Here is a 25,093-nt window from a genome sequence, read left to right on the forward strand (position 1 = left end):
GCGATAGGAGTGATGCTATGAGCGATGAACAGAGAAGAGTCCTGATCGTTGAGGACGATCGCGAGCTCTCAAAACTGATGTGTCGCGCTTTCGAGGCCGACGGCATTGCTGCATATTTATCAGAAAGCGCGGAGAAGGCTTACGATATCTTGACGGACTCAGTCTTCGATTGCCTCATAGTAGACGTGAACCTTCCAGGGGACGACGGCTACGAACTTTGCCGCAACCTTCGTGAGCGCAGTGGAGTGCCCGTGGTGTTCGCCTCTGCGCGCATCGAGCTTGACGCACGGATCCGCGCGTTAGAAGAAGGCGGAGACGCATTTCTCTCCAAGCCGTTCAGTTTGAGGGAGCTGCTCGCACAGACCAAGGCGCTCATGATGAGGCCAGAACGAAAGCCTGATGGCCACTCCACCGTTCTCTCGATCGGACCTTTCGAGCTCGATAGCGGTGCGCGAACCCTGAAGAAGGATAGGAAGCATATCGCCTTATCCCCGAGAGAGTTCGAGCTTGCCTCTGTCCTCATGCAAAACGCGGGGAAAAGCTTTAGCCGGGACTCTCTTATTGCAAAGATTTGGGGTGCTTTTGCGGAGGTTGAACCCCAAACAGTCTCGGTTCATATCAGCTGGCTCCGCTCCAAGCTAGAGGATGACCCGTCGAAACCCGCCTATTTCAAAACAGTGCGGGGTGAGGGGTATCGCTTCGATGCGCCTGAGGGAAACATCTGATGGCAAGGCAGGGAGAGCAACTGACGAAACGGCTCGTATGGGTATCAGTCCTAGCTGCGCTCGCTGTGGCGATTACTGCAATGGTAAGCATGTTTCTTGTTGCAGACGGCGATGACGGCACATTGAGGAATCAAGTAGTTGAGCTCAATGATGTGCGAGAGGGCTTAGCTGAGAATGCAAACGAAGGCCAAGTTGACCTTACTATACAGGCTGACCAAGCGCTCGAAAGCGCCCAAATCACATTGAGAAACGCAACTGAGACCCAAAATACAACGTCCGCTTTCGCAATAGCACTTATCGCGTTTATCGCAATCGTGACGATTCTATCGCTGGTGATCTATTTGTACCACGCAATAGCACGCCCCTTCACGAAGCTGGAGGGCTTTGCCGAGGAAGTAGCATCTGGCAACCTCGAGGCACCGCTTGTCTACGAGCGCTCAAACCCCTTCGGCAAGTTCGCCTGGGCCTTCGACCATCTTCGCAAAGAGCTCGAGCGCGCACGGAAGGATGAGGAGTGTTTGCGAGAGGATCACAAGACTGCGCTCGCATCTCTCTCTCATGACCTGCGCACCCCTCTCGCGTCCCTCCGCGCTTATGCAGAGACTTTGGAGATGAGCCTAGTCGACTCGGAAGCAGAGCGTGAGGAATATGAGCGGGCGATCATCCGCAAATGCGACGAGGTTTCATCATTGGTGGAGGATCTGTTTCAGCACGCCCTTACTGATATGGACCGCATCTCGGTGGAATGCGAGTCCATTCAGGCAGCTCACTTGGTGAGGCGTTGCGCAAATGACGCCTCAGGTCTTGCGCTTGTCTCATGCGGGAGTATAGACGAGGCACTCGTGATGGCAGACGAATCAAGGCTCGCCCAGGTCATCGACAATCTCATCGGGAATTCGATCAAGTATGCCGAAGGTGCGCGCATCGAAGTGTCTGCCGCAGTTGAAAACAGGATCTACACTATCTCGGTCCGTGATTTCGGCCCGGGTATTCCTGCCGAGGACATGCCGTTTGCGACTGATCGGTTCTACAGAGGTTCGAACGCATCGGGGAAGTCGGGGTCAGGACTCGGACTCTTCATCTCGGCATACCTTGTAGAGCGCATGGGCGGCAAATTACACTTGGAAAATGCCCGACCGGGGCTCGAAGCCACGATCGAGCTGCCTTCCTTGCATTAACACATGAATGCGGCCTTGCGTCTTAATGATTTCTTAATGTCCGCTCATCTAGGATGCTTGTAGATTGCGGATGAAGGAAAGGTGACACCATGCGCGAAACCATACTTTCGACACGAAGACTGTCGAAGACATATGTGGCCGACGGCGTGCAAACGCATGTCCTGGGAAGCGTCGATGTTGAACTCTACAAAGGCGACTTCACATCGATAATGGGACCATCGGGTTCGGGAAAGTCGACGCTTCTCTACTGTTTATCGGGGATGGACGCACCAACCTCTGGGCAGGTCGTATTCGAAGGCGAGGACATAGCCAGGTTTGACGAGGAGCGGCTCTCTGCGCTCAGGGCGCAAAGCTTCGGCTTCGTCTTCCAAGCAGCGAATCTTGTGAGCAACCTTACCTTGTTCGAGAACGTTGCCGTGCCTGGTTACCTGAAGCACGGGCGCAACGCTGCCGAGACGAGACGCGCTGTCGACGATCTTATCAACCGCATGGGGCTCTCCGAGGTCGCCTCCCACCTTCCGAGGCAGGCTTCCGGAGGGCAGAAGCAACGCTGCGCCGTAGCGCGCGCTGTCGTGAACGAACCAGCGATCGTGTTCGCTGACGAGCCTACGGGGGCGCTCAACCGCGCGAACAGCATCGAGGTGCTCGACCTTTTAAGCGAGCTCAACCGCGAAGGTAAGAGCATCCTCATGGTGACCCACGACGTGCGCAGCGCCGTGCGCGGTAACCGCGTGCTGTACTTCGAAGATGGAGCCATTCGAGGCGAGCTCGAGCTGTCGCCTTGGGATCCGGCGCACTCCGAAGAGGAAGCGTATGTATGCGAGAGGGAGGCCATGGCGAACTCATGGCTTTCGTCCCTTGCTTGGTAGGAGTGCGCCATGGAACCATTGAAAACGCTGGTGTTCGCTGGACTGCGCAAGGACAAGGGAACGTTCATCGGTCTGGGATTACTTCTGTTCCTCGCCGCTCTCGCACTAACGCTTACCGCGAGTCTATTCGTCGACCTCTCCGAGCGCGAGGAGACGTTGCTCGATGAGGTCAAGGCTGGGGACGTCTTCGCCAGCGATCTCGCCCAGAGCCTTACTGATGAGGATGTCAACGAGATCGGATCGCTTCCAGATGTTGAGAAGGTGCAGGTAACGGAAGGCTTCGCCGCGCCTACGCGTGTCGAGGACATCCATGGAAACGAGATCGTCGAGGTCTCGCCTCCGTCGGCGAACGCATACGAGGCCTGGGGCTCGTCTCTTGAGTTCAATGTCTTTTCCGACGACCTGTCATCGTACCGAGACAACCAAGACGCACCAGCAGAAGATGAAGTGTACGTTCGCGTGGCGGAGCGTGCCCTGCACAACCTACAGGTAGGAGATTATCTTTTGATAGACATCGGCGATAAGGAGGTGCGCCTCCGTATCGCGGGTTTCTACGAAGATCCTCAGTTGGGTACCCCCTTCATGGAGACGAAGCGGTATCTTCTTTCCCCCGCCACCTTCGAATGCTTGTTGGCGCGGGTCGAGGAGACGGACGCGACAGGCGCTGGTGTTGCCAGTGGCGCCATGTCCATGGAAAAGGAAGCGTATCCCATCAGGGAGATCAACGTAACGCTGACGCCCGAAGCGCGTGCGAAGGGTGTTGATGGCCAGGTTCTGGCAGAGCGAATTGCCAAGGAGACATCATGGGGGGCATCTGAGCATGTGATCTTCTCGCGTCAGACCCTCTCCGGATACGGACTTCTGGTCGTGCAGGTCATAACGGCTGTCCTTGCCGTGTTCGCGCTTCTCCTGTTCGTGGTGGCACTCATCCTGTGTCTGCATATGGCGTCGTCGAGCATACAGAGCGGATTTGCGGATTGGGGAGCCCTTAAAGGCGCCGGGCTTCCGCGAAAGATGCTTCGGCAAGCCCTCGTCGTGCAGTACTCGCTCTCCGCGTTTATGGGTCTTGCTTTTGGCTTCATCGGAGGCTGCCTGTTGGAACCGTTTTTCTGGCCGGTGTTCCTCCTCGTCACGGGAGTCCGCGCGGTTTCGGCTTCTTTTCCCTGGTTGGCGATCAGCAGCTGTGCTGCTCTTCTGGTGGCTCTTGTGGCATGCATTGCCGTCAAGGCGCGCAGTATCGGCCGCATCACGCCTTTGGAGGCGCTTCGACAAGGCGATGGCGACGTCCGCTTCTCTCCGCGTGGTGCAAGCGAAATCTCTGGCAACTATTTGAATGCGTCGTTGGCATGGAGGGCGATCGTATCCGAGAAGGGCCGCTATGCCGGAATCGGCGTCTGCTCCCTGCTTCTCTGCGCCTTCGTCGCGTTGTGCTTCGGCATCGGCGGCGCAGTTACTGGAGAAGATGCTGTGTACAAGGCATTCGGCGTATGGAAGAGCGACGGATCGGTCCGCTTCGATGAGCAAAACGTGAGCTTTGACGAAGTTCGAGATACCATAGAGGATGTCTCCCCCATTGCGCTTGAATGGGAAGAGGGGGCTGTCATGCTCAACCTGGACGGCGAGGCCCGAACCTTTGTCGGCCTCTCGGACATGGACGTCTTGGACGAGTCTTTCATAGCATCCGGGCGCGCACCTAAGCATGCCAATGAGGCACTTGTGGGATTGAGCCTCGCCCGTTCAATGGGACTATCTGTGGGCGATGAGCTCCGGGTGCTTAAGAGCGACGGAAGCGAGCGGGACTTCATCGTAAGCGGACTTCTCTCGTCGGTGCTCAACGGCGGAACCGGAGTCGTCCTCACCTACGATGGTTTTCGGGATCTGGTTGGTTCAGAATCGAATGCCGCCGGGATATCAATTCAATACAAGCTGAGCGATCCTAGTAAGGCAGACGATGTGGTGGCTGCGCTCGCGGATCGCTTCGGAGACAGCGTTGACACCGAGCTCACTGGATTGTTCGGCTCCAGCACTGGCATGCTTCTGCTAATAAGGGACATGCTTACGACGCTTGGTTACGCAATGTCCGCACTCGCGTTGGCTCTGGCGTGCATCGCCGTGATGCTGATAAGCAGAAGAACGCTCTTGTCTGAACGCCGTGATTTGGGTATCTACCTTGCTATGGGTTTTACGGTGAGATCGCTACGGGCCTCCTTCACGCTCCGATTTCTAATTGTATCGGCAGCAGGTGCTTTGATTGGGGCGGCTATCACGATGGCTACGGGCGGGGCGCTTATCAGTGCGCTTTTCAGCCTGTTCGGCGTCGGTGCGTTCGAACTTGTCTTGCCTCCCTGGGAAGCGATGGGAATCAGTATGGCATTTGCCTTCGTGTTCGCATTGTCGGCATACGTCTTCTCAAGAGGGATTAAGGATGTGAGCGTCCAGGAGCTAGTCTTGGAATAGTTTGTTCTGATATCCGCTTAAACAAAACTTGCGAGTTACAATAATAATTTATAAACCGATTAAGAAAAAAAGGAACTACCATGAAACAATTCATAACCGAAGAATCCTTTTGGAACCTTTTTCCCGAAGCACAAATTGGCGTAGTTGTAGCTCACAATATGAAGCCCACTGACGAAGTTTCACCAGAGGATGCTTCTCAAATTGCTCGGGCGCTTTCTGAAGCAAACACCAAAGCTGATCAGCATCTTGAAAGCAACACCATTTCGCAAAACAACGTAGTGGCTGTTTGGCGAGATGCTTACCAGCAATTCAAAACAAAGAAAGGTGCTCGCTGCTCTATTGAAAATCTCCTCAAGCGCGTGCTCAAAGGTAACCCCGTAAGCTCTATCACTCCTTCAGTAGATATCTATAACACCATTTCACTTGCGTATGCCCTCCCTGTTGGAGGTGAAGACATTGACGCAATGGACGGCGACATTCGCCTTACTATTACAGAAGGTGGAGATCCTTTCATCCCGCTTGGCGAAGAAGAAGACGCGCCAACCCTAGAAGGTGAGCTCTGCTACCTTGATAACGCGGGTGCAATTTGTCGCTGTTGGAACTGGCGCGATGGAAAGAGGACTGCACTTACCGATGATTCCAAGAAAGCCTTTCTTATCATTGAGTCAGTGGATCCTTCTCGCTCAGAGGATCTGCAAGCTGCCATTGATCAGCTCGCAACAATGATGAGTGACTATCTGGGTGCAGAAATCTATGCGAAAAAAATCATTACTCGCGAAGATCCCATCATGACGATTGACGAGTAACTAACACGACCATAACTACCATAAAGATAAGACCGAGCCAATCCGCTCCACTTACCGCAGTACCGAGCCAGCACGCCGTCAGAACCATAGCGCTTGCTGGCTCTGCTGTACCGAGAAGGCTTCCGCGTACCGAACCCACAATGGCAACGCCATATAAATACATGGCGAAGGCGCAAGCGGTTCCTAGCGCACCAATTCCTACTATCAAAACGGCAGCACCATACCAATCAAGCGCAGGAATAACCATCCTACCAGTAATGAGGCATTCGCCGCCAAACAGCAACGCCGCCACAACTGCTGCAATACACAGCCCGCATGCTATAACCGGAATGGAAGGCCAACGATCATATAGTTTGCGCGGTATCATGATATAAAGCGTTACTGAAAGCGCATTGATAATGCCCCACAAAAGTCCTGCTGGATCAATGGCGAACTGAGTAGGGTCACCCTGAGTTGCAATCAACCAAGTTGACGCCAATGCAAATAGCAAGCCAAGTGCCTCAAATGCTTTCGGTAGTCTCCGGGCACTCACGCACGCAATTCCCATAACAAAGACAGTTGCCAAGCTTTGAAGAACAGTAGCTGTTCCTGCGTTGGTATAAGCTACCGAAATGGCGAATGTGGATTGGCTCAAATACAGACCAATTCCAAAAAGCACTAAGCAACTTCGAAGTTGCTTGCAGGCTACAATTTCCTTAAGTTCACTGTGATAGCGAAAGCTTGCAAAAACAATTAAGATCACAGCCGCAATACACGCTCTAACAACCGTCACAAAAAACGGTGACATGCCGTATTCAGATAGTACAATTTGCGCGCATGCTCCAGAAAAGCCCCACAAAAGCGCCCCAAGGAGCGCTGTTGCAATACCTTTAACCATGCGACTATTGCTTATGCGATTTAACTCGCTTACGTGCATCCCGAAAATATCCCCTACCAACTCAACATTCAGGATATGATACTACAATCAAACTTTCATCCTGCATTTTACCCATGATCAAAGCTTCATATTGAATCATACTCACGTATGAGACAGTTCGCTTTTGCGAAGATTGTTAAACATGAGGTTTAGTCATAGAAAGAGAGATACGACCTCGGTTTTTGTCAACCGACTCCACCCAAACTTTGACCGTATCACCTACAGCAACCACATCAGAGGGGTGTTTAACAAAACTCTCAGAGAGCTTTGAAATATGCACAAGCCCATCTTGTTTCACGCCAATATCAACAAACGCACCAAAATCTACTACATTGCGAACAGTTCCTGTTAACTCCATGCCTGGTTCTAGATCGTCCAAAGACAGAACCGCTCGACTAAAAACAACCTCAGGTGCATCTTCGCGCGGATCTCGTCCTGGCTTCTCCAGATCAGACACGATGTCATTAAGAGTTGGCAAGCCAACACCAAGCTCAAGTGCCAAGGAATTAAGATTTCCAAGCTTTGATCGTATATCAACGCTTTTGCCATGAGCAAGCTCACAAACAGCTAAACCTGCCTTATCAAGAACAGCAGTGGCAACCGCGTAACTTTCAGGATGCACGCCAGTACTATCAAGTGGTTCTTTGCCTTCTCGAATTCGCAAAAATCCTGCGCAATTTTGAAATGCTTTAGGTCCGAGTTTTGAAACCTTTTTCAATTGAGCACGCGATACAAATGGTCCTTGCTCTTCGCGAAATGCCACGATATTGTGCGCAATAGTCGGCGAAACACCAGCCACATATGACAGCAAAGATTCGCTTGCAGTGTTGAGATCAACTCCAACTTCATTTACCACACGCTCAACTACCCCACCAAGCGATGAAGATAATTCTTTTTGGTTGAGGTCATGTTGATATTGCCCCACGCCAATGGATTGCGGGGGTATTTTCACCAACTCTGCTAAGGGGTCTTGTAAACGACGTCCAAGGCTAAGAGCACCGCGCGTTGTGACATCTAAATCAGGGTGTTCTTTGGTTGCTAATTCAGAAGCTGAATAAACTGAAGCTCCCGCCTCGTTGACGATGGTATAGTTCAGTTCAAGACCGCTCTCTGCAATAAAATCAGAGACAACTTCTTCAGTTTCGCGGCTTGCAGTGCCATTCCCAACCACAATGATGTTCGCATGGTATTTTTGCGCCCAGGTGCCTAAAGCGCGCTTAGCGCCCGCAATATCATTGCGCGGGGGTGTTGGATAAATGGTGCCGTGATCAAGCAACATCCCAAACTCATCAATAACCGCAACTTTGCAGCCCGTACGATATCCTGGATCAAGTGCAATGATGCGCGCATCTTTCACCGGGCGTTGCTTCAAAAGCGCCTCCGCATTCTTAGCGAAAACTTCAATTGCATCCTTTTGGGCACGCTCGGTGGCCAAAGCACGTGCTTCGCGCTCAAGCGATGGAAACATCAAACGCTTCCAACTATCAGCGAGCGCTCCTGATAATACTGTGCGCCACGGACTATCGCCTCGAATAAATCTACGCTCAAGACGCTGAAGTGCTTCGTTGTCATCTGCGTCCACACTTACGCGAAGCTTGCCTTCCGCCTCACCACGATTGAGTGCCAGAATGCGATGGCTTGGTACTCGTGAAAGAGACTCAGAAAAGTCAACGTACGCAGCAAAATCACGCTCAGCATCCTCGTTGATACCGCAAGCAGTGAGTTGAGCAGTTCGTTGAACAAAACCGCGCAACTCCTCAACCGCATCAGGGTTATCAGCCACACACTCGGCTACTATGTCACAAGCTCCTTGCAAAGCCGCTGCAGCATCTGCATACGGGCTATCAACCTTTATAAAACGAGCAGCCTCTTTAAGTGGATCTTGAGTTGCTTTATTCTGAGCAAAGATAAGGTCTGCAAGAGGCGTCAGACCAGCATCGCGTGCCTTCGACGCCCTGGTGACACGACTCTTCTTAAAAGGCTTGTAGAGATCTTCTACGCGCTGCAATGTCTCAGCAGACTCAAGATGCAAAGCAAGTTCGTCAGTTAGTTTTCCCTGTTCTTTAATTGTTTTCAACACTTCAGCTTTTCGCGCATCAAGGCGATTGAGGTAGTCTAGACGTTCAGACAAAGTGCGCAACGTGACATCATCCAAACCCCCTGTTGCTTCTTTGCGATAACGCGCAATAAAAGGAATAGTACAGCCATCTTCAAGAAGTGTTCGTACAGCGCTTACCTGCTCGGAACGTATTCCTAATTCCCTGGCAATAACCTGCGAAACATCCATAGTGAACCTTGCTTGCCCTCTCTCCTATATCCGTTGTAATCTTATTTGTTGAACTTTATATCAGCTTTCAGGAGGTGTTTATGCAAAACAAACAAACTGCAAATAATGAAGCTCTCTCCCGTGAAGAGTATGCGCAAACTATCATGTTTCCTCTTGGTGCTCCCAATGATGCTTTCGCGCAATATTTTGTTGGACAAAGCTATCTTGCGCAAATATCTGACTCACAAATCCCCTTCTTCAACGTTACGTTTGAGCCCGGGTGTCGAAATAATTGGCACATTCACCACGCGAGCAAAGGCGGCGGACAGATGCTCGTATGTGTTGGTGGAAGAGGCTGGTACCAAGAATGGGGTAAACCAGCTATCGCTATGACTCCTGGGGATGTCATTCACATTCCAGCTAATGTGAAGCATTGGCATGGTGCTGCAGCTAATTGCTGGTTTTCTCATCTTGCGTTTGAAATTGCAGGCGAAGACACTTCAAATGAATGGCTTGAAGCAGTAGATGACGCGCATTATGGCACTCTTGAGCAATAACTGGTGTTCAACCGAGCATTTCGCTCACATGATATTTAGCAAAGATCTTGTTTCTATGCTACAATTTCGCTCGAAATAATCTTAGGCGAAGCCTTTGGCAAGCATCGCCGAGTGTGAGGAGTTGATACATGAAGTTTTAAGTTCGCCCTTTGGGTACCTTATTCGGTTCTTATTCAAGGCCGCGTTTGAGGTGCTTTTGTGCAACTGAACTTCATGTCACCCTATCGCACATATCCTTTGAGTTCTTTGAGCTTTTCTGCTCATGAAACCCACACCTTTACCTTACAAACGCGGCGTTTCTAACACCTTGGAGCGCCCTTATGCAACTACAATTCTCACATGTTTCTTATACCTATCCCCAGGCAAGTCTCACTGCACTACATGATGTATCTCTTACGTTTACCTCAGGCTGGACAGGCATTGTAGGAGATAACGGATGTGGTAAAACTACCTTGGCAAAAATTGCCTGTGGACTTTTGCGCCCTGATGAGGGACATGTCACAGCCAATCTCTTTAGCGCATACTGCCAGCAAGATGCTTCTCAAGCACCTGATAATCTTTTCGATTTTGCGGCTGACTGGTCAACCCCTGCCCAGAAACTTCGTCATCAACTTCTCATAGATGACGAATGGATATGGCGATACGACACCTTATCAGGAGGTCAGCAAAAGCGTTTGCAAATTGCATGTGCTCTTTGGAGTGAGCCTGATCTGCTTGTTATGGATGAACCCACCAATGAACTTGATGCACGCACCCGCATAATTGTAAGTAACGCCTTAAGTCATTTTGATGGTATCGGTTTACTTATCTCTCATGACAAAACGCTGCTCAATACGCTTTGTACACAATGTGTACTGTTTGAAAACGCTACCTTTGTTGCGCGACCTGGAACATATGAACAAGCATACCTTCAAGCTCAACGTGATCACAGCTTTCTTGTCCGTCAACATGACAAGGTCCAAAGAGAAGCTAAGCGTATTGAAACCGAAGCGCTTCGCCGGCAACAGGAAGCACAAAAGTCCGCACAAAAACGAAGTGGCAGAAAGCTAGACATGCACGATGCTGATGCGCGTGAAAAACGAGGTCGCGCCATCGTATCAGGCAAAGATGGCGTTGCGGGCAAACTGTCAGCCACCATGAATGCACGGCTTGATAAGGCACAAGATCTTCTTAAAGAGAGTTCAATTCCCAACCGATACAATGCGCAATTCAAAACATATGGTATTGCATCTAGCAAACCAATCCTTGCCCATCTTGATGCATGCATCATCGGAGATGGCGGCTTTGCGCTACATGTTCCTGAATTATGGGTTGAGAGATATGATCACGTGATCATATCTGGTGATAACGGCTGCGGTAAAAGCCTTTTAATCAAGGAATTACTCAAGCATGTAGGCAACGATATCTCGGTTGCGTATTTACCCCAAAAAGTTGACGAAGACATTCAGACGCAAACCCTTCAACAACTCAGCGCATTGCCCACAAAATGCCAAGGTGATGTGCTTGCTATTGTTGGCAATCTCAACTCTGACCCAAAACGCATCTTAGATGGCAAAACTTTGAGCCCTGGTGAACTTAAAAAGCTCTCACTGGCCCTTCAATTAGTTAACAATCCAAATCTTATCGTCTTAGATGAACCAACCAATCATCTTGATATGGGTTCAATTGATGCCCTTACCCAGCTACTGCAAACGTTTTCTGGTGCTTATATCCTTGTTACCCATGATCAATCGCTCATCCAAACGCTTCATGCAACAAGGTGGAATATAACCGAAAACCACCTCACAGTATGTCTTTGATCTGTTGCAGTTAAACAAAATGGGCCGACATCTGTCAGCCCATTTTGTTAACGTGTTTACAGAAGACGTGAAAATCAACTATTAATTACATCAATTCAAAGATCAATTTGCGCTTAGAGAGTTTATTCCCACGCAGTTTCTGCAGCTACACCACGTCCAGCTATACGACCAAAAGTGTAACAACTTGCTACAGAAGCACCACTACCGCAGTAGCCTGTTCCTAAAATATCGCTTGCATTACGACCAGCTGAATATAAACCGGGGATAGGCTGATCATCCATTGCGTAAAGCACTTGAGCAGACGTATTGATTTTGAGACCGCCATAAGTAAACAAGCCATTTAGTGTCGTAGCTGAAATTGCATAGAATGGTGCCTGTTCGATAGGACGAGTAAACTCAGGACGTTTCATCCACAGAGGATCTTCTCCTTGTGCAGCATATTCGTTGTAATAAGCTATGGTGTTTTCAAGGGTACCTTTGGGCGTATCTAAAGCTTGCGCTAATTCCTCAATATTTTCAGCCTGGGCAATGATCACATCAGGCTTAATCTCTGAAACTTCGTTCATTTGATCATAGGTCTTTTGATCAAACACCATATAGCACTCGGCATAATCGCGATAATAATAGGGATTACGAGAGATTTGCGCATAGTACGAACCTGCGTAATGATCCTCAGAGATAAAGCGTACTCCGCGCTTATTAACAAGTACGCTATAGCAAAGCGGTCCACCAACTACTGAGTGACGTGCACGCCATGCACCATTGGAAAGCTCACCGTAAGCAAAATGCATATGACGAGTTGCCGCACCAATACCTTGACCCATGCGAATACCATCGCCTGTGTCACCTTCGGTACCAATGATAAAACTACCCATTGCATAGGGTACATACTGCTCAACCATAGCATCGTTATACGCAAAGCCACCAGAGCACAAAACTACACCCTTCTTTGCCTTAATGGTGTAGTCTTTGCCATCCTTTTTGGCTACAACACCAACTACTCGTCCAGTTTCTGGATGAACAATAAGACGTTGTGCTGGGGTTTTATATAAAACCTCAGGCTCAAATGCCTCAACTGCCTTCTGAAGTGGTTGGAAAAAACCAGAACCATTCTTGGCGCCTGTGAGCGTACCATCAAGATCCTCAACGGCTCCAAAAACCCAGTGGCTGTGCGGAACCGCTTCGCAAACACCAACGTAATCAAGACTGAATTCATCACCGGTACACGATAAACCAGCATCGTAGTTTGCCTCTTCGGGCCAAGGCGGGTTATAACCAGGCGTAAACTCAACACCCAAGGTGTCAACCAGCCAACTATACAAATCGAGTGATTCATCTGCCAATACGCGGCAATGATCTTCGCTCGCGCCAGGACCGGTTGCAGCAACTAAGTAGTTGTAATAATTGTCAGGTGTCTCATCGAAGCCGCATGCTTTTTGGGTAGGCGTACCTCCACCCATATAAATAAGTCCACCGCAAATATTGGTTGAACCGCCCGCTTTATCTAGCTTCTCTAGAATTGTTACCTGACATCCTGCATCAAGCGCTTCCCATGCAGCTGCAGCACCGGCACCGCCAAAACCTACAACAACTACATCGGTTTCAGCATCCCATGTCTGCGGCAAACCCACTGATGCAATAGGCTCAGCATCATTATTAGCTCCCGACGGAGAGCATGCAGCCAAAACCCCAGATGCTAGTGCCAGGCCACCAAGCGCTGTGCCTCCTTTGAGAAATGTTCGACGCGACAATCCTTGAGACTGCGCAGACGATTGCTTTGTTTTCATAAACACTCCCTTCATGATCCCTCCCTCGCTGAAATACAGAGGGTATGGTTTGAGATAGTAAGGATCATGCGAAGTGTTTTGATCATATAAAAATCTCTGTTTTCGCAAAAATGAGACCCGAGAGAAACATACGGGTTGTCCTGAAGCCTTCACCTGGTAGAATAGGTCTAATGAAATCTCTCTTTAACACGTTTCCCATACTTTCCAGACGTCATAAGATGATCTCAGGTTTACGTGTCCTTGGTTTCTCGTTTTTACTTACCTGGTTTAGTGCAAGCGGATTTCTTTCTTCAACACCAAGTGCTGCTCATTCTGACTTTCTCACGCTTCTGGTCTTCACCGTTGCGCTCTTTGTGGCCGCTCTGATCCATAAAGCAATAGCAAAACATCTTGCATGTAACTGGAAAAGCGAATTAATCATTGGCGTTTTGGCTTGCATTGGAACCATTTTGCCTTCTCTATTTGATGAAGGCATGGTGATATACGGATTCTGCCCTCTCGTCACCGGCATCGGACTGGCCTTCTTAAGCCTTCAGTGGGCACTCCTATTCAGCGAGCTCAAAACAAGCACTGTTATAACACAAACAATCGTGTCGCAAATGATTATGTCTTTGCTCCACTTTGCGAATTCCTTCTTATCCCCTCTTCCAGAAGCATGTGTACGTGGGTTATTGCTTATAGCTTCGGCAGCGACCTTGGGAATACTCCTGAGCAAAACCCAGCGCAACAACCAGCATCTTGCTGAAGATAAAGCTTCCAATACACATGACGCGCTTTTTCCTCAACACCGCATTCAATGGAAGCCCTTTATTCGCTTTATCTTTGCCATCAACCTTTGGGGCATAGCAATTAATCAGATTTATAACATTTATAGATATTGCAGCCCCATTGACTTTTCAAGCCTTTCCATGCCGGCAGCCATTATTGAAGTTATCTTCTTGGGATGCCTTCTTGTTTTAGTGATCTTAAAAGCAATCAAAGACACAAGTCTTTACACTATCATCGCTTCAACGGCACTCCTCTCATTTCTGCTCGTTCCTATTTTGGGGTTTGAAAACCCCATACCATTCTTCGCTATTTTTTTGGGCTATTGCACGCTTTCAATTCTCACATGGACTCTTTCTGCGCGAATGTGTGAGGCCTACCACATAGATCCTGTTATCGTCTATGGGTGTTCTATTGGTTCATTTTTAGGTATGCAGATTGTTATTGCCCGCGCTATTGCCCCTGATATGTTTACTGCAATAGCTTCACTTCCTGCACAACAAAACGTTCTCTGCCTCATTGGTGCCTGCATGAGTTTTATAGCGTATCAGCTGGTATTAAACAAGAAATCTGCATTATGGTTGAGCAATCATCAACCAGCAAACCAGCAGCAGACCCCCACAGACCCGATGCCAGAATCAGCAGCTGACCCCTTCACTCATTGGGAGCAAATAGCGCGCAACTATGGATTAACCCCGCGTGAAAGCGAAGTAGTGTTGCTCTTTGCGAGAGGAAGAAGCTATGAACGTATACAAGAAACGCTTGTTATTTCGCGTGGTACAGTTAATTATCATATGAGCAACGCGTATCGAAAACTAGGTATTTCTAGTAGACAAGAACTGCTTGACCTCATTGATAGCAACACGTTGGACATCGTCACAGCACACTCTGACCACTAATACCGCACTGCATTTAGGAGCAAATAATGGCTTATGCATTTACCCATGTAAACATTTTAAATGGTACATTAAGCCCTGAAGGCACCATGGTTCCTCTTATGGATCAGACCGTTCTTATCAACGAGGAGCATATTGAGGCTATTTATCCTTCTGAAGCCAATCCTACCCAAAACCTTTGTAATTACGAAGTCATTGACCTACAAGGCAAATGGATGATACCAGGACTCATTAACGCACATGCGCATTTGGCATCAAGCGGCAAAGCGCCTAAAAAAGGCAGCAAACCTCCTAATTACAAGCTACTTTTCGCTATTCTTTCAAAAATAGCTCCTGTGAGATCTTTTATTCTTAAACAGCAAGAAAAACGTGCTGCAGATGAGCTTTATAGCGGCGTCACCACAATTCGTTGTGTCGGGGGTATTTTGGATCTCGACGCAAAAGTTCGTGACAAGATAAACAAAGACATCATTACGGGTCCTCGTTTGCTGGTCTGCAATACAGCAGTATCGGTGCCAGGTGGTCATTTCGCCGGTTCATTAGCTACTGAAGCACATTCGGCACAAGAAGCCGCCGAACAGACTGAAAGAATCATCGCAACCAATCCCGATTGGATCAAGCTGATGATCACAGGTGGCGTCATGGATGCCGACAAAACGGGAGAACCTGGTGTGCTTCGTATGCCACCCGAACTTGTCGAAGCAGCTTGTAGGGTGGCTCACGCACAAGGCTTTAAGGTATGCGCTCATGTGGAGAGTTCTGAAGGTGTTCGAGTAGCACTTACCCATGGCGTTGACACCATCGAACACGGAGCTCGAACCGACGATGAGATTATGCAACTCTTTAGAGATCGCCATGCGGCACTCATCTGCACGCTTTCACCTGCAATCCCTTACGCATTGTTCCCGCCTGAAAAAAGTCACTGTCTACCCGAAGCTCAAATAAATGGCAAGATTGTTATGGAGGGTATTCGCGACAACGCTCAAGCTTGCCTGGATGCCGGAATTCCCGTAGGATTGGGAACTGATGCAGGTTGCCCTTTCATTACACACTATGACATGTGGCGCGAACTTGTCTATTTTGTTCGATTTTGCGGTGTAACTCCCGATTTCGCACTCTATACTGCCACACTCAAAAATGCAGAGATACTCGGTATTGACGAGGAAACGGGTACTATTGAAGTTGGTAAAGCGGCCGACTTGATTGTTTGTGATACAAACCCACTTGAAGATCTCACGCGACTGCGTAACCTTGCCTTTGTTGTAGCGCGTGGCAAAGTCTTCGCCAATCCGAAACCTCGCAAAATTTTAGAGGTAGAGACCGCACTTGATGAAGAACTCTACGCGTAACAGCCTTGCCACGAAATGCTCTGTAAAGAGGTAAACAAGCTATTCTTATCTTATGCAAACCTACAACCACGACGCATCGGCGTCGTGGTTCAACATGAGATTAAGGCAGCAAAGGCGGACAACCCATGAATAAAGTGGCATTAAACGCGGTCAAGATGATTACCAAACTTAGACCGGATATCAAATCAGGATACAAAAGCCAGCGCATTGCAGAAGAAGTGTCCGGCAAACTTACCGTAGCTTCACCACGTTGCCGCATTGATGATATTACCTGTCAAGCAGAAGATGGAGACGAAATACCCCTTCGCGTCTTTACGCCGCTTGATATAGATTTTTCACTTAAACGCGGCCTTCGTGTGAGCGAGGACCACAAAGGCACTATTTTGTTTTTCCACGGGGGTGGCTGGGCGAATGGTGACATAGATTTTTACTCCGACACCTGCATGAAAATGTGTATCAAACTTGACCGCCGCGTCGTTGCGGTAGATTATCGTCGCTCTCCCGAACACCGCTTCCCCACCGCCGTCAACGATTGCTACGAAGTAGCACGTCGGCTTTTTGCTCGAGAAATTCTCACTGATGTTGATCCCGATCACATCATATTATTTGGTGACTCTGCTGGCGGCAACCTTGCCGCAGTAGTTTCACTGATGGCACGTGACAAAGGTGAGTTTTTACCTAAGACTCAAATATTGCTCTATCCGCTTACCTATGACGACCATCGAGAGCAGACAGGTTTTCCTTCAATTCGAGAAAATGGAGAAGATTATCTGCTTACCCGAGAAGATATCGAAGGATATATTGAGCTCTATCTTTCTCGACCCGAAGACGCACAAAGCCCATACTTTGCCCCGATGCTCATGGAAGATCTCACTCATCAGCCGCGCACTTTAGTCATATCTGCAGAGTATTGCCCTTTGCGTGATGAAGGTGAAATTTATGCAGCTGAACTAGCAAACGACGGCAACGAGGTGGCATGTTATCGCATTAATGATGCTATTCATGGGTACTTTCTCTATCCTACTGTCTTTTCCTTTGTTCGCGATACTTACAAAATTATTGAAGCGTTCTTAAACAATGAACAGCTTCCTCCTACTGAACCTGGCAAATGGATTCAGATGATTGGCGAATAGTTTATGCGTGCGCAGTGGTACAAGCTTGATAATGTAGGCAAGTTTTATGCCGCTCAAGCAGGTAATGCTGCTCAGACGGTGTTTCGTTTCTCTGCAACATTGAAAGAGCCTGTAGACGCTGACATTTTACAAAAGGCATTGATACGCGCAATTTATCAGTATCCAAGCTTTAATGTTCAACTGCGTTCAGGGCTTTTTTGGCACTATCTTGAGAGCATGCAAGAGATCGCTCAGGTAGAAAAAGAAGCGCTACCAATATGCTTTCCACTCCACACTGACGTTTCAAGTTCTCTCTATCGCGTGAGTTATTACGATTGTCGAATCAATCTTGAGGTTTCTCACATTATTTCAGACGGACGCGGAACGTTAGAGTTTTTCAAAGCTTTGATCTGCGCATATATTGAAGAGCGTTATGGTAATTTATGCAAATTGCAAGATAAAAGCATTTCACAAGCTCGCCTAAGCGAAGATAGCTATACGGTTAATTTTGATCGCAAAGCAGCTGGCGCTGACAAAAAATGCAAAGTATATCGCCTCACAGGATGGAAGAATACAACCAATCCAACGTATACGGAATATCACGTGAGCGCTGCTGCCGTACACACAACCGCAAAGAGCTTTGGTGTGTCAGTCACCTCTTTTGTTATAGCAGCCGTCATGAAAGCAATTGTTGACACGATGCCTGCGACCAAGACTTCTCGGACAATAAACATTGGTATCCCTGTTGATTTGCGAACACTTTTTGAATCAGATACTACACGCAACTTTTTTGGTATGGCATATGTCAGTCTTACCCCAACTCAACAACACCAACCCATTGAAGAGATAGCAAAAAATGTACACGTACAGCTTAAAGCAGCCACTCAGCCCGATGCTATCAAACGACGCATGAATCGGATGATTAAGTTTGAAAAGAATCCTCTTATCCGCGTGACACCACTCTTTTTGAAAGATGCCATTTTGGGAATAGCTGATTGGAAATCATGGCGCGATGTCACAACAACCGTTTCAAACATCGGTCGGATTGAGTTAGATCCCCTTTGCAAGCCTTATGTATGCGACATTAACGTTCTGACTTCCACACGTGGACTCAATTTTGTTCTTTGCACTTACGGAGATGATCTTAGCCTTGGAATTTCGTCAGTATACATTCGCCATGACATCATCCGTCGCCTTTGTGAAATACTCCGTGATTTCGGCATTGTTGGCACCATGAACATCAATAAATCTTGCGAACAAATTGACCTGCAACTCAAACAAGCTCGTCTTGAATCTGCACTAGATACTCACAAGCCCTCTTCTTTACGCGAGGATGAAAAATGAGAACTTGCTCATCGTGCAAAATTAGTTTCACAGGCGATCTTCACGCATGCCCTCTCTGCGGTCAAAAGCTTGTTGGCGCAGCAACACCATCATTGATGTTTACTGACACACACCTTGCACCAAAACGTAAAGTGAATCAATTAGTGGGTGTGCTGAGCGCGCTTGTTATGATTCTAACCCTACTAGGCGGTATATATATTCAACAGAGTTTTTGGGTGATCCTAGCTGAGCTTGTCGCCCTCGCGCTCAATTACATCTTTATTCGCAATGTCATGTTGCATTCACCAAATTTCTTGCGAATAATTCAACGCTATTTTCTTCTTCTCATAGCTATCATACTTTTGCTATTCATGATTACACAACAGCAATCGCTTGCAACATACGTTATTCCTCTGGTGTGCATCGTTGCACTCATAACTAATGGAGTGCTCGTTATTGTCTTTCGTGATTCCTTTGTTAAAGGATATGCAAAGTATATTCTTTATGAACTTGCCCTTGGTTTTTTGCCTGTTCTTTTGCTTGCATGCAACTTGGTGACCTGGCCGTATCTTGCAATTACAAGCGCTTGCGTAGCAGTCCTTCTCCTGATCTTATTACTCATTTTGTGCCGCAAACAACTTGCATTGGAATTCAGAAAACTCTTTAGCGCCTAATTGCACAGCGCTCAAACTTAAAATGCGCACTCCAAAGAATGCGCATTTCTTCGCTCGTATTTTTATAAGCCTATTTGAAACGCTTCAGTAGCAAAGAATTACTAACTACCGATACGCTTGAAAGTGCCATTGCTGCACCTGCTAATGCTGGCGCCAAAATGCCAAAGGCTGCTAAGGGAATCATGATGCAGTTATAAATAAGAGCCCAAAAAAGATTCTGTTTGATCTTTCGCATGGTGGCCCTTGAAAGGCGAAGTGCCACCAAAAGATCACTGAGCTGATTGTGCATCAGTACAACCGATCCAGCATCAAGCGCAATATCAGTACCCGAAGCCATAGCTACCCCAATGTCTGCAGCTGCAAGCGCGGGGGCATCGTTAATACCATCACCAACAAAAGCAACAATGCGTTTTGGGGACGTTTCATATTTTTGATTGCCCTTCGCATCAAGCAGATCTTCCTCATCATGGGCAAGTGTTGTGAGCGCCTCGCTTGCTTGCACCCGCCTTACACAATCTGCCTTTTCAAGTGGTTTTACCGATGCAAATACCTGATCTTCTTCAATGCCAACCTCTTGTGCGATAACACACGCCGACCTCAGCACATCGCCGGTTACCATATACGAGGTGACACCATAGGAGTTTTTCAAGGTAGCAATCGTTTGCGCAGCGTCTTCTTTGGGCGCATCCCAAAATGCCATAGACCCTCGATTGATACCATCTACGATAACTTGCGTCTTTCCTTGGTCTTCGCCATCCTTCTTACTAACACCAACATACACCTTGTGCCCGTTCACCACACCACAAACACCTTCGCCAACAAGTGCTTCAAAACCCTCAACCGACAAAGAAGTACTTATGCCTTTTGTTTGCGCGTACGAGACCACCGCGTGAGCTAAGGGATGCTCACTGTGCGCTTCAAGAGCGCTTGCAAATGCAAGTGCTTCATCGTCAACACTGCAAGCAACAACCTCAGGTATACCTTTTGTGATTGTGCCCGTCTTATCAAAGACTGCAGCTTTAAGGTTACCGAGTGATTCCAACACAAAGCCATCCTTTATCAAAACACCAAGCTGTGCTCCTTTGCCCATACCAACCATAAGCGCTGTAGGGGTAGCCAATCCAAGTGCACAAGGACACGCAACACAGATAACTGCTATGGCTGGCATAAGTGCCTGCTGAAGTCTATGGGAGTCCTGATCAGGAGTCACCACAAAGAACCACAGCAAAAATTCCGCAAGCGCAATGAGCAAAATTGCCGGTACAAAGATAGAAGCAATTTTATCTGCAATTCGCTGGATGGGAGCTTTTGATCCTTGCGCGTCTTCCACCGCACGAACGATGCGAGCAAGCGTTGAATCTGACCCCACGCGAAGCGCTCGCACACGAAGAGCACCCGTGGTATTTTGCGTGCCACCCGTCACAGCGTCGTTAATTGTTTTCAACACCGGAAGAGCTTCACCGGTGAGCATAGATTCATCAATCTCGCTTGATCCTTCCAATACCACACCATCAACAGGAACTTTTTCTCCCGGGCGCACAAGTACACTATCTCCAGCAACCACCTGCGCAAGAGGAATTGTCAATTCTTGACCTGCGCGAACTACACAAGCTGTTGGAGGTGTGAGATTCATAAGAGACTCTATAGCTTGACTTGTCGCACCTTTCGCACGAGTTTCCAATATCTTGCCCAACAAAACAAAAGTAATAAGCATGGCGCAAGTTTCAAAATATGGCATACCATCATTGATCTCAAGCGCAGCACTCGTGGCTGACCAATCACCAGTGACAATTGGTAAAAAGGTAATATAGAGCGAGAAAGCAAATGCGATAGTGGTTCCAAGCGCTACCAAAACATCCATGTTTGCAGATCCGCTCTTCAATGCTCCATATGCTCCACTGTAGAAACGCGCACCGCAGCCAAATTGTACTGGGATAGTCAAAATCATAAGCACGATATTTGCTGCAAACATAGCTTGCGTATGCGTAGGATCCGGAACAAACAATCCTGCAAGTGTGTCACCAACCGCCATATGCCATCCAGGAATCATGCCTATTGCCACAATGAGAACGGTTAAAACTGCTGCACCTCCAAAAACGCGCTTATCGTGCGCTGTACGAGCTTTCTCACGAGCTCGTCTATTCTCGTCAATCAGCGGCGCATCTTCTGGCATAAGCTCAGCAGAAAAGGATAAGTCATCAAAAACCGCCAGCATGTCATCAACACTTGCTTGCGCTGGATCAAAAACAACCTTGCCGGTATTGTTGGCAAGATTCACCGCAACATCTATTACACCAGGAGTTTTACGATAGTGCTTTTCGATATTTGCTGCGCAATTCGCACAATGCATTCCTTCAATGGCCAAGCGTATGCTTGCTTGATTTTGTTCTTGACTATTTGTATTCATCTCTAAACCTCAAGCTTCCTAACGCCTATCGAAAACGACGCATGAGCGTCATAACTTCCTCAACCACATCATCATTTCCTTTGCGGATTTCTTCAACGACACATGTCTCTAAGTGATCCTGCAAAAGCATTTCAGAAATGCGTCTAACAGCAGATTCCGCCGCTGACAGCTGCACCAACACATCACCACAGTAGCGATTGTCCTCAATCATGTTCTTCACGCCATTAAGTTGACCTATTGCCCGATTCAAACGCTTGATCAAATCAGCTTGAAACTCTACTGAGCGAGGGGTGTTCTTTTGCTTACAGTCGCATGTTTTATACTCGTCATTCATAAGGCTTCCTCATATGCTGTCTATTTACACTCCACAGTATACGTATATATACCCCCTGGGGGTATATTGTCAAGCAATATGTTTATTGAACAACACTAAAGGCAGGGTGCTATCATAAGGCTGAAATAAGAGATGAGGCTGATTAAAGGAACTTCTATGTCTATGCAACCAAGCACAAAACTGACTGCAAATAATCACGAAGACTCAATTCGCGAGTTAGATGAACTTCATAAACGTCGGGAGCAACTTGCAACACATGTTGTAACTCGCCTTGCAGCTAACACAGAGTTTAGCGACATGATCAGGCGTAATCTTGCCCCCTATCAACGTCTCATGACATACTATGAATGCGCAATGATGGAAATTGAAACCAAGTTTCGCGTACTTGACGCTGAATATGGCCTGCGTTTTGACCGCAACCCTATTGAATCAATCAAAACGCGCCTTAAAGGAACCGACAGTTTGGCAAAAAAGCTTAATCGGAAAGGATTTCCCCTCTCAGTTGAGTCCATTGAGGAAAACATTTTTGACGTTGCTGGCGTGCGAGTAGTTTGCACGTTTCCCGAAGATATCTTTACGCTTTCAGAAGCACTCTTAGCTCAAGACGACATCACATTAATTGAAAAACGCGATTATGTTACTAACCCAAAACCAAGTGGTTATCGTAGTTTGCATCTTATCGTTGAAACGCCAATCTTTCTTGAAAAGGAAAAGCGCCCTGTTAAGGTTGAAGTACAACTCCGCACCATCTCAATGAATTTCTGGGCATCATTAGAACATCAGCTTCGCTACAAAAAGAACCTTTCCGACGAAGCAGCAGCACAAGTAAGTGATGAACTTGTTAAGCTCGCCGAAGATGCTGCTAGCCTTGATGAACGCATGCAGAAACTTCGCACGTATCTTGACGAACAAGCAACACGTGATGCGTAATCCCGAAGGTATCACCTTATACTAAAAGCGCCTGATCAGGTATTTCTACTCGCCAAACTGCATACGATAGTAGCGTGCATAGGTTCCGTTAAGAGCCAAGAGCTCATCATGTGTTCCCTGCTCAACCACGCGTCCGTCCTCAACAACTGCAATAAGTTGTGCGGTTCGAATCGTTGAGAGTCTGTGTGCAATGATGAGCGTAGTGCGACCACGAGACAGTTCCGCAAGTGATGCCTGAATTGCGTGCTCGCTTTCGTTATCAAGTGCGCTTGTTGCCTCATCCAAGATCAAGATGCGGGGATTGCGCAAAAACACACGCGCAATAGCAATACGCTGTTTCTGACCTCCCGAAAGCCGAGCTCCGCGCTCTCCCACTAAAGTGTTATAGCCTTCGGGAAGTGCACGTATAAACTCATCTGCATTAGCTCGTTTTGCTGCTTCAATAATCTCATCATCAGTTGCATCAGCGCGACCATAAGCAATATTATCTCGCACAGAACCGCCGAACAAATACACATCCTGTTGCACAATGCCAATTGCTTCACGAAGTGATGAGAGTGTGACATCGCGAATATCAATGCCGTCGATAGAAATTGAACCCGCGTCTACATCGTAAAAACGAGGCAACAATGAGCAAGTCGTAGTTTTACCGCCACCACTCGGACCCACTAAAGCAACAGTAGACCCAGCCGGCACATGAAGGTTTAAACCGCGTAATACAGGCTTGTCCTGGTCATACGCAAACCAAACATCGTCGTAGTCAACGCGACCACGAACGCCATCCAGCTCAATCTCATCAAGGCTTTGAGCATCTGGTAAGTTTTGGACATCTGGATGCTCGTCAAGAACCTCCATAAAGCGCCTGAAACCCGCATATCCTTTTTGCAGGGTTTCGGTAAAATTGATCAACTGCTCAACAGGCGCTATGAAAATGCCGATGTATAAAGCATATATTGCCAGATCAGTTACTTGAAGCGTACCTTGCGCAACAAAATAACCGCCCCCAACAATAGTCACGGTATACAGCAGTCCCATAAAGAGCGAGTTCATTGCATGAAATGCACCCAAAAACCTATATGAGCGCTTTTTTGTACTCAAAAACGCATCGTTTGCTACGGCAAATTTTGCTCGCTCAGCACTTTCACCCCCAAATGACTTGACCACACGTATGCCGCCAAGCGAGTCTTGAACAGTAGCATTGATCCCAGCCATGCGTTCACGATTCTCACGAAATATGACACGACGTCGATAGTTCAAGATAAACGAAAGGGTTGCCATAACAAGCGTTGCCACAAGCATAATGAGCGTTAAAGGCACGTTTATCATGAACAAAAGCACAAATGAACCAACAATTTTAAGGGTACAAATAAAGAGATTTTCAGGACCATGGTGCGCAAGTTCGGAAATGTCAAAAAGATCAGAGGTTACTTTTGCCATCATTGCGCCGGTGTTGTGACGATCATAATAGCTAAACGTCAAGCGTTGATACTGACTAAAAAGGTCACGACGCATGTCTGCTTCCATATAAGCACCCATAATATGACCCCAGCAGGTAATAAAATATTGACAACCGGTGCGCAGCAGATAAAGCGCAGCAAAAAGAAGCGCTATAAGCCCGAGGCTCGAAACAATTACCGATGGCGCCTCTAAAAAGAACTCCTTGGTGAAAAAATTGAGGAATTGCGGGAACGCTAAATCAACAGCCGCAAGAAGTGTTGCACAAAGCAAGTCAGCAAAAAAGAGTCCTTTATAAGGACCGTAATAGCTGATAAAACGCGACCAAACACGCCACGCTGATACCTCAGCATGAGATTCTTTGCATATTTCATCTGACTGATTCATATAAGTATTCTACACCACACATATAACACGACTGATAGATTCAAAGTGCATTAGTTATCAAGAATCTACTATTATGAAAAGCCAAGGTAAACTTAACAACA

19 protein-coding genes are annotated in these 25,093 nt (G+C 47.7%); 13 read left to right on the forward strand and 6 right to left on the reverse strand.

The features are described from left to right. Positions 1-17 precede the first annotated feature (17 nt). From NFR28_RS06405 to NFR28_RS06425, 5 genes are all read left to right on the forward strand, one after another. Positions 18-725, forward strand: a complete 708-nt coding sequence (locus NFR28_RS06405; protein WP_251179003.1) for a response regulator transcription factor — start codon at positions 18-20, stop codon at positions 723-725. Further along, positions 725-1,903 (forward strand): HAMP domain-containing sensor histidine kinase, encoded by a 1,179-nt coding sequence (locus NFR28_RS06410; RefSeq protein WP_251179004.1) that lies wholly within the window; start codon positions 725-727, stop codon positions 1,901-1,903. The genes NFR28_RS06405 and NFR28_RS06410 overlap by 1 nt, the downstream gene beginning before the upstream one ends. 89 nt (positions 1,904-1,992) lie before the next feature. Continuing rightward, positions 1,993-2,772, forward strand: a complete 780-nt coding sequence (locus tag NFR28_RS06415; RefSeq protein WP_251179005.1) for an ABC transporter ATP-binding protein — start codon at positions 1,993-1,995, stop codon at positions 2,770-2,772. A gap of 9 nt (positions 2,773-2,781) precedes the next feature. Continuing rightward, positions 2,782-5,229: an ABC transporter permease gene (locus NFR28_RS06420; protein WP_251179006.1), complete on the forward strand. Its 2,448-nt coding sequence runs from the start codon at positions 2,782-2,784 to the stop codon at positions 5,227-5,229. 80 nt (positions 5,230-5,309) lie between these two features. Further along, the gene (locus tag NFR28_RS06425) at positions 5,310-6,035 is read left to right on the forward strand and encodes a B3/B4 domain-containing protein (protein ID WP_251179007.1); all 726 of its coding nucleotides are present in this window, start codon (positions 5,310-5,312) and stop codon (positions 6,033-6,035) included. On the opposite strand, the gene NFR28_RS06430 is transcribed toward NFR28_RS06425, so the two are convergent. Continuing rightward, positions 6,016-6,912, reverse strand: coding sequence for a DMT family transporter (locus tag NFR28_RS06430; protein ID WP_251179008.1), 897 nt, complete (start codon positions 6,910-6,912; stop codon positions 6,016-6,018). The genes NFR28_RS06425 and NFR28_RS06430 overlap by 20 nt on opposite strands. Before the next feature lie 175 nt (positions 6,913-7,087). Next, positions 7,088-9,238, reverse strand: a complete 2,151-nt coding sequence (locus tag NFR28_RS06435; RefSeq protein ID WP_251179009.1) for a Tex family protein — start codon at positions 9,236-9,238, stop codon at positions 7,088-7,090. Positions 9,239-9,318: 80 nt separating this feature from the next. On the opposite strand from NFR28_RS06435, the gene NFR28_RS06440 reads away from it, so the two are divergent. Continuing rightward, a complete protein-coding gene (locus tag NFR28_RS06440; RefSeq protein ID WP_251179010.1) occupies positions 9,319-9,774 on the forward strand; it encodes a cupin domain-containing protein in 456 nt (151 codons plus the stop codon). Positions 9,775-10,094: 320 nt separating this feature from the next. Then, positions 10,095-11,573 (forward strand): ATP-binding cassette domain-containing protein, encoded by a 1,479-nt coding sequence (locus NFR28_RS06445; protein ID WP_251179011.1) that lies wholly within the window; start codon positions 10,095-10,097, stop codon positions 11,571-11,573. A gap of 122 nt (positions 11,574-11,695) precedes the next feature. On the opposite strand, the gene NFR28_RS06450 is transcribed toward NFR28_RS06445, so the two are convergent. After that, on the reverse strand, positions 11,696-13,360 hold the full coding sequence (locus tag NFR28_RS06450) for an FAD-dependent oxidoreductase (RefSeq protein WP_251179012.1): 1,665 nt from the start codon (positions 13,358-13,360) through the stop codon (positions 11,696-11,698). Positions 13,361-13,578: 218 nt separating this feature from the next. On the opposite strand from NFR28_RS06450, the gene NFR28_RS06455 reads away from it, so the two are divergent. The 5 genes from NFR28_RS06455 to NFR28_RS06475 all read left to right on the forward strand — a co-directional run bounded on the left by NFR28_RS06455 (position 13,579) and on the right by NFR28_RS06475 (position 19,479). Continuing rightward, complete coding sequence (locus tag NFR28_RS06455; protein WP_251179013.1) at positions 13,579-15,024, forward strand: helix-turn-helix transcriptional regulator; 1,446 nt, start codon at positions 13,579-13,581, stop codon at positions 15,022-15,024. Between the two features lie 26 nt (positions 15,025-15,050). Next, positions 15,051-16,370 (forward strand): metal-dependent hydrolase family protein, encoded by a 1,320-nt coding sequence (locus NFR28_RS06460; protein ID WP_251179014.1) that lies wholly within the window; start codon positions 15,051-15,053, stop codon positions 16,368-16,370. A gap of 125 nt (positions 16,371-16,495) precedes the next feature. Continuing rightward, the gene (locus NFR28_RS06465) at positions 16,496-17,503 is read left to right on the forward strand and encodes an alpha/beta hydrolase (RefSeq protein WP_251179015.1); all 1,008 of its coding nucleotides are present in this window, start codon (positions 16,496-16,498) and stop codon (positions 17,501-17,503) included. A gap of 3 nt (positions 17,504-17,506) precedes the next feature. Then, a complete protein-coding gene (locus NFR28_RS06470) occupies positions 17,507-18,826 on the forward strand; it encodes a phthiocerol/phthiodiolone dimycocerosyl transferase family protein (protein WP_251179016.1) in 1,320 nt (439 codons plus the stop codon). Beyond that, the gene (locus tag NFR28_RS06475; RefSeq protein ID WP_251179017.1) at positions 18,823-19,479 is read left to right on the forward strand and encodes a DUF6320 domain-containing protein; all 657 of its coding nucleotides are present in this window, start codon (positions 18,823-18,825) and stop codon (positions 19,477-19,479) included. Before NFR28_RS06470 ends, NFR28_RS06475 begins: the two co-directional genes overlap by 4 nt. 70 nt (positions 19,480-19,549) lie before the next feature. Here NFR28_RS06475 and NFR28_RS06480 read toward each other — a convergent pair whose 3' ends face one another. Beyond that, on the reverse strand, positions 19,550-21,886 hold the full coding sequence (locus NFR28_RS06480) for a heavy metal translocating P-type ATPase (RefSeq protein WP_251179018.1): 2,337 nt from the start codon (positions 21,884-21,886) through the stop codon (positions 19,550-19,552). Positions 21,887-21,911: 25 nt separating this feature from the next. Further along, entirely contained in the window at positions 21,912-22,220 is a 309-nt protein-coding gene (locus NFR28_RS06485) for a metal-sensing transcriptional repressor (protein ID WP_251179019.1), read from the reverse strand. A 156-nt stretch (positions 22,221-22,376) separates the two neighbouring features. On the opposite strand from NFR28_RS06485, the gene NFR28_RS06490 reads away from it, so the two are divergent. Next, positions 22,377-23,150, forward strand: a complete 774-nt coding sequence (locus NFR28_RS06490) for a GTP pyrophosphokinase (RefSeq protein ID WP_251179020.1) — start codon at positions 22,377-22,379, stop codon at positions 23,148-23,150. Positions 23,151-23,195: 45 nt separating this feature from the next. Here NFR28_RS06490 and NFR28_RS06495 read toward each other — a convergent pair whose 3' ends face one another. Then, positions 23,196-24,992, reverse strand: coding sequence for an ABC transporter ATP-binding protein (locus tag NFR28_RS06495; RefSeq protein WP_251179021.1), 1,797 nt, complete (start codon positions 24,990-24,992; stop codon positions 23,196-23,198). Positions 24,993-25,093 lie beyond the last annotated feature (101 nt).

Origin of the sequence: Adlercreutzia agrestimuris (assembly GCF_943193125.1) — a bacterium.
GTDB lineage: Bacteria > Actinomycetota > Coriobacteriia > Coriobacteriales > Eggerthellaceae > Xiamenia > Xiamenia agrestimuris.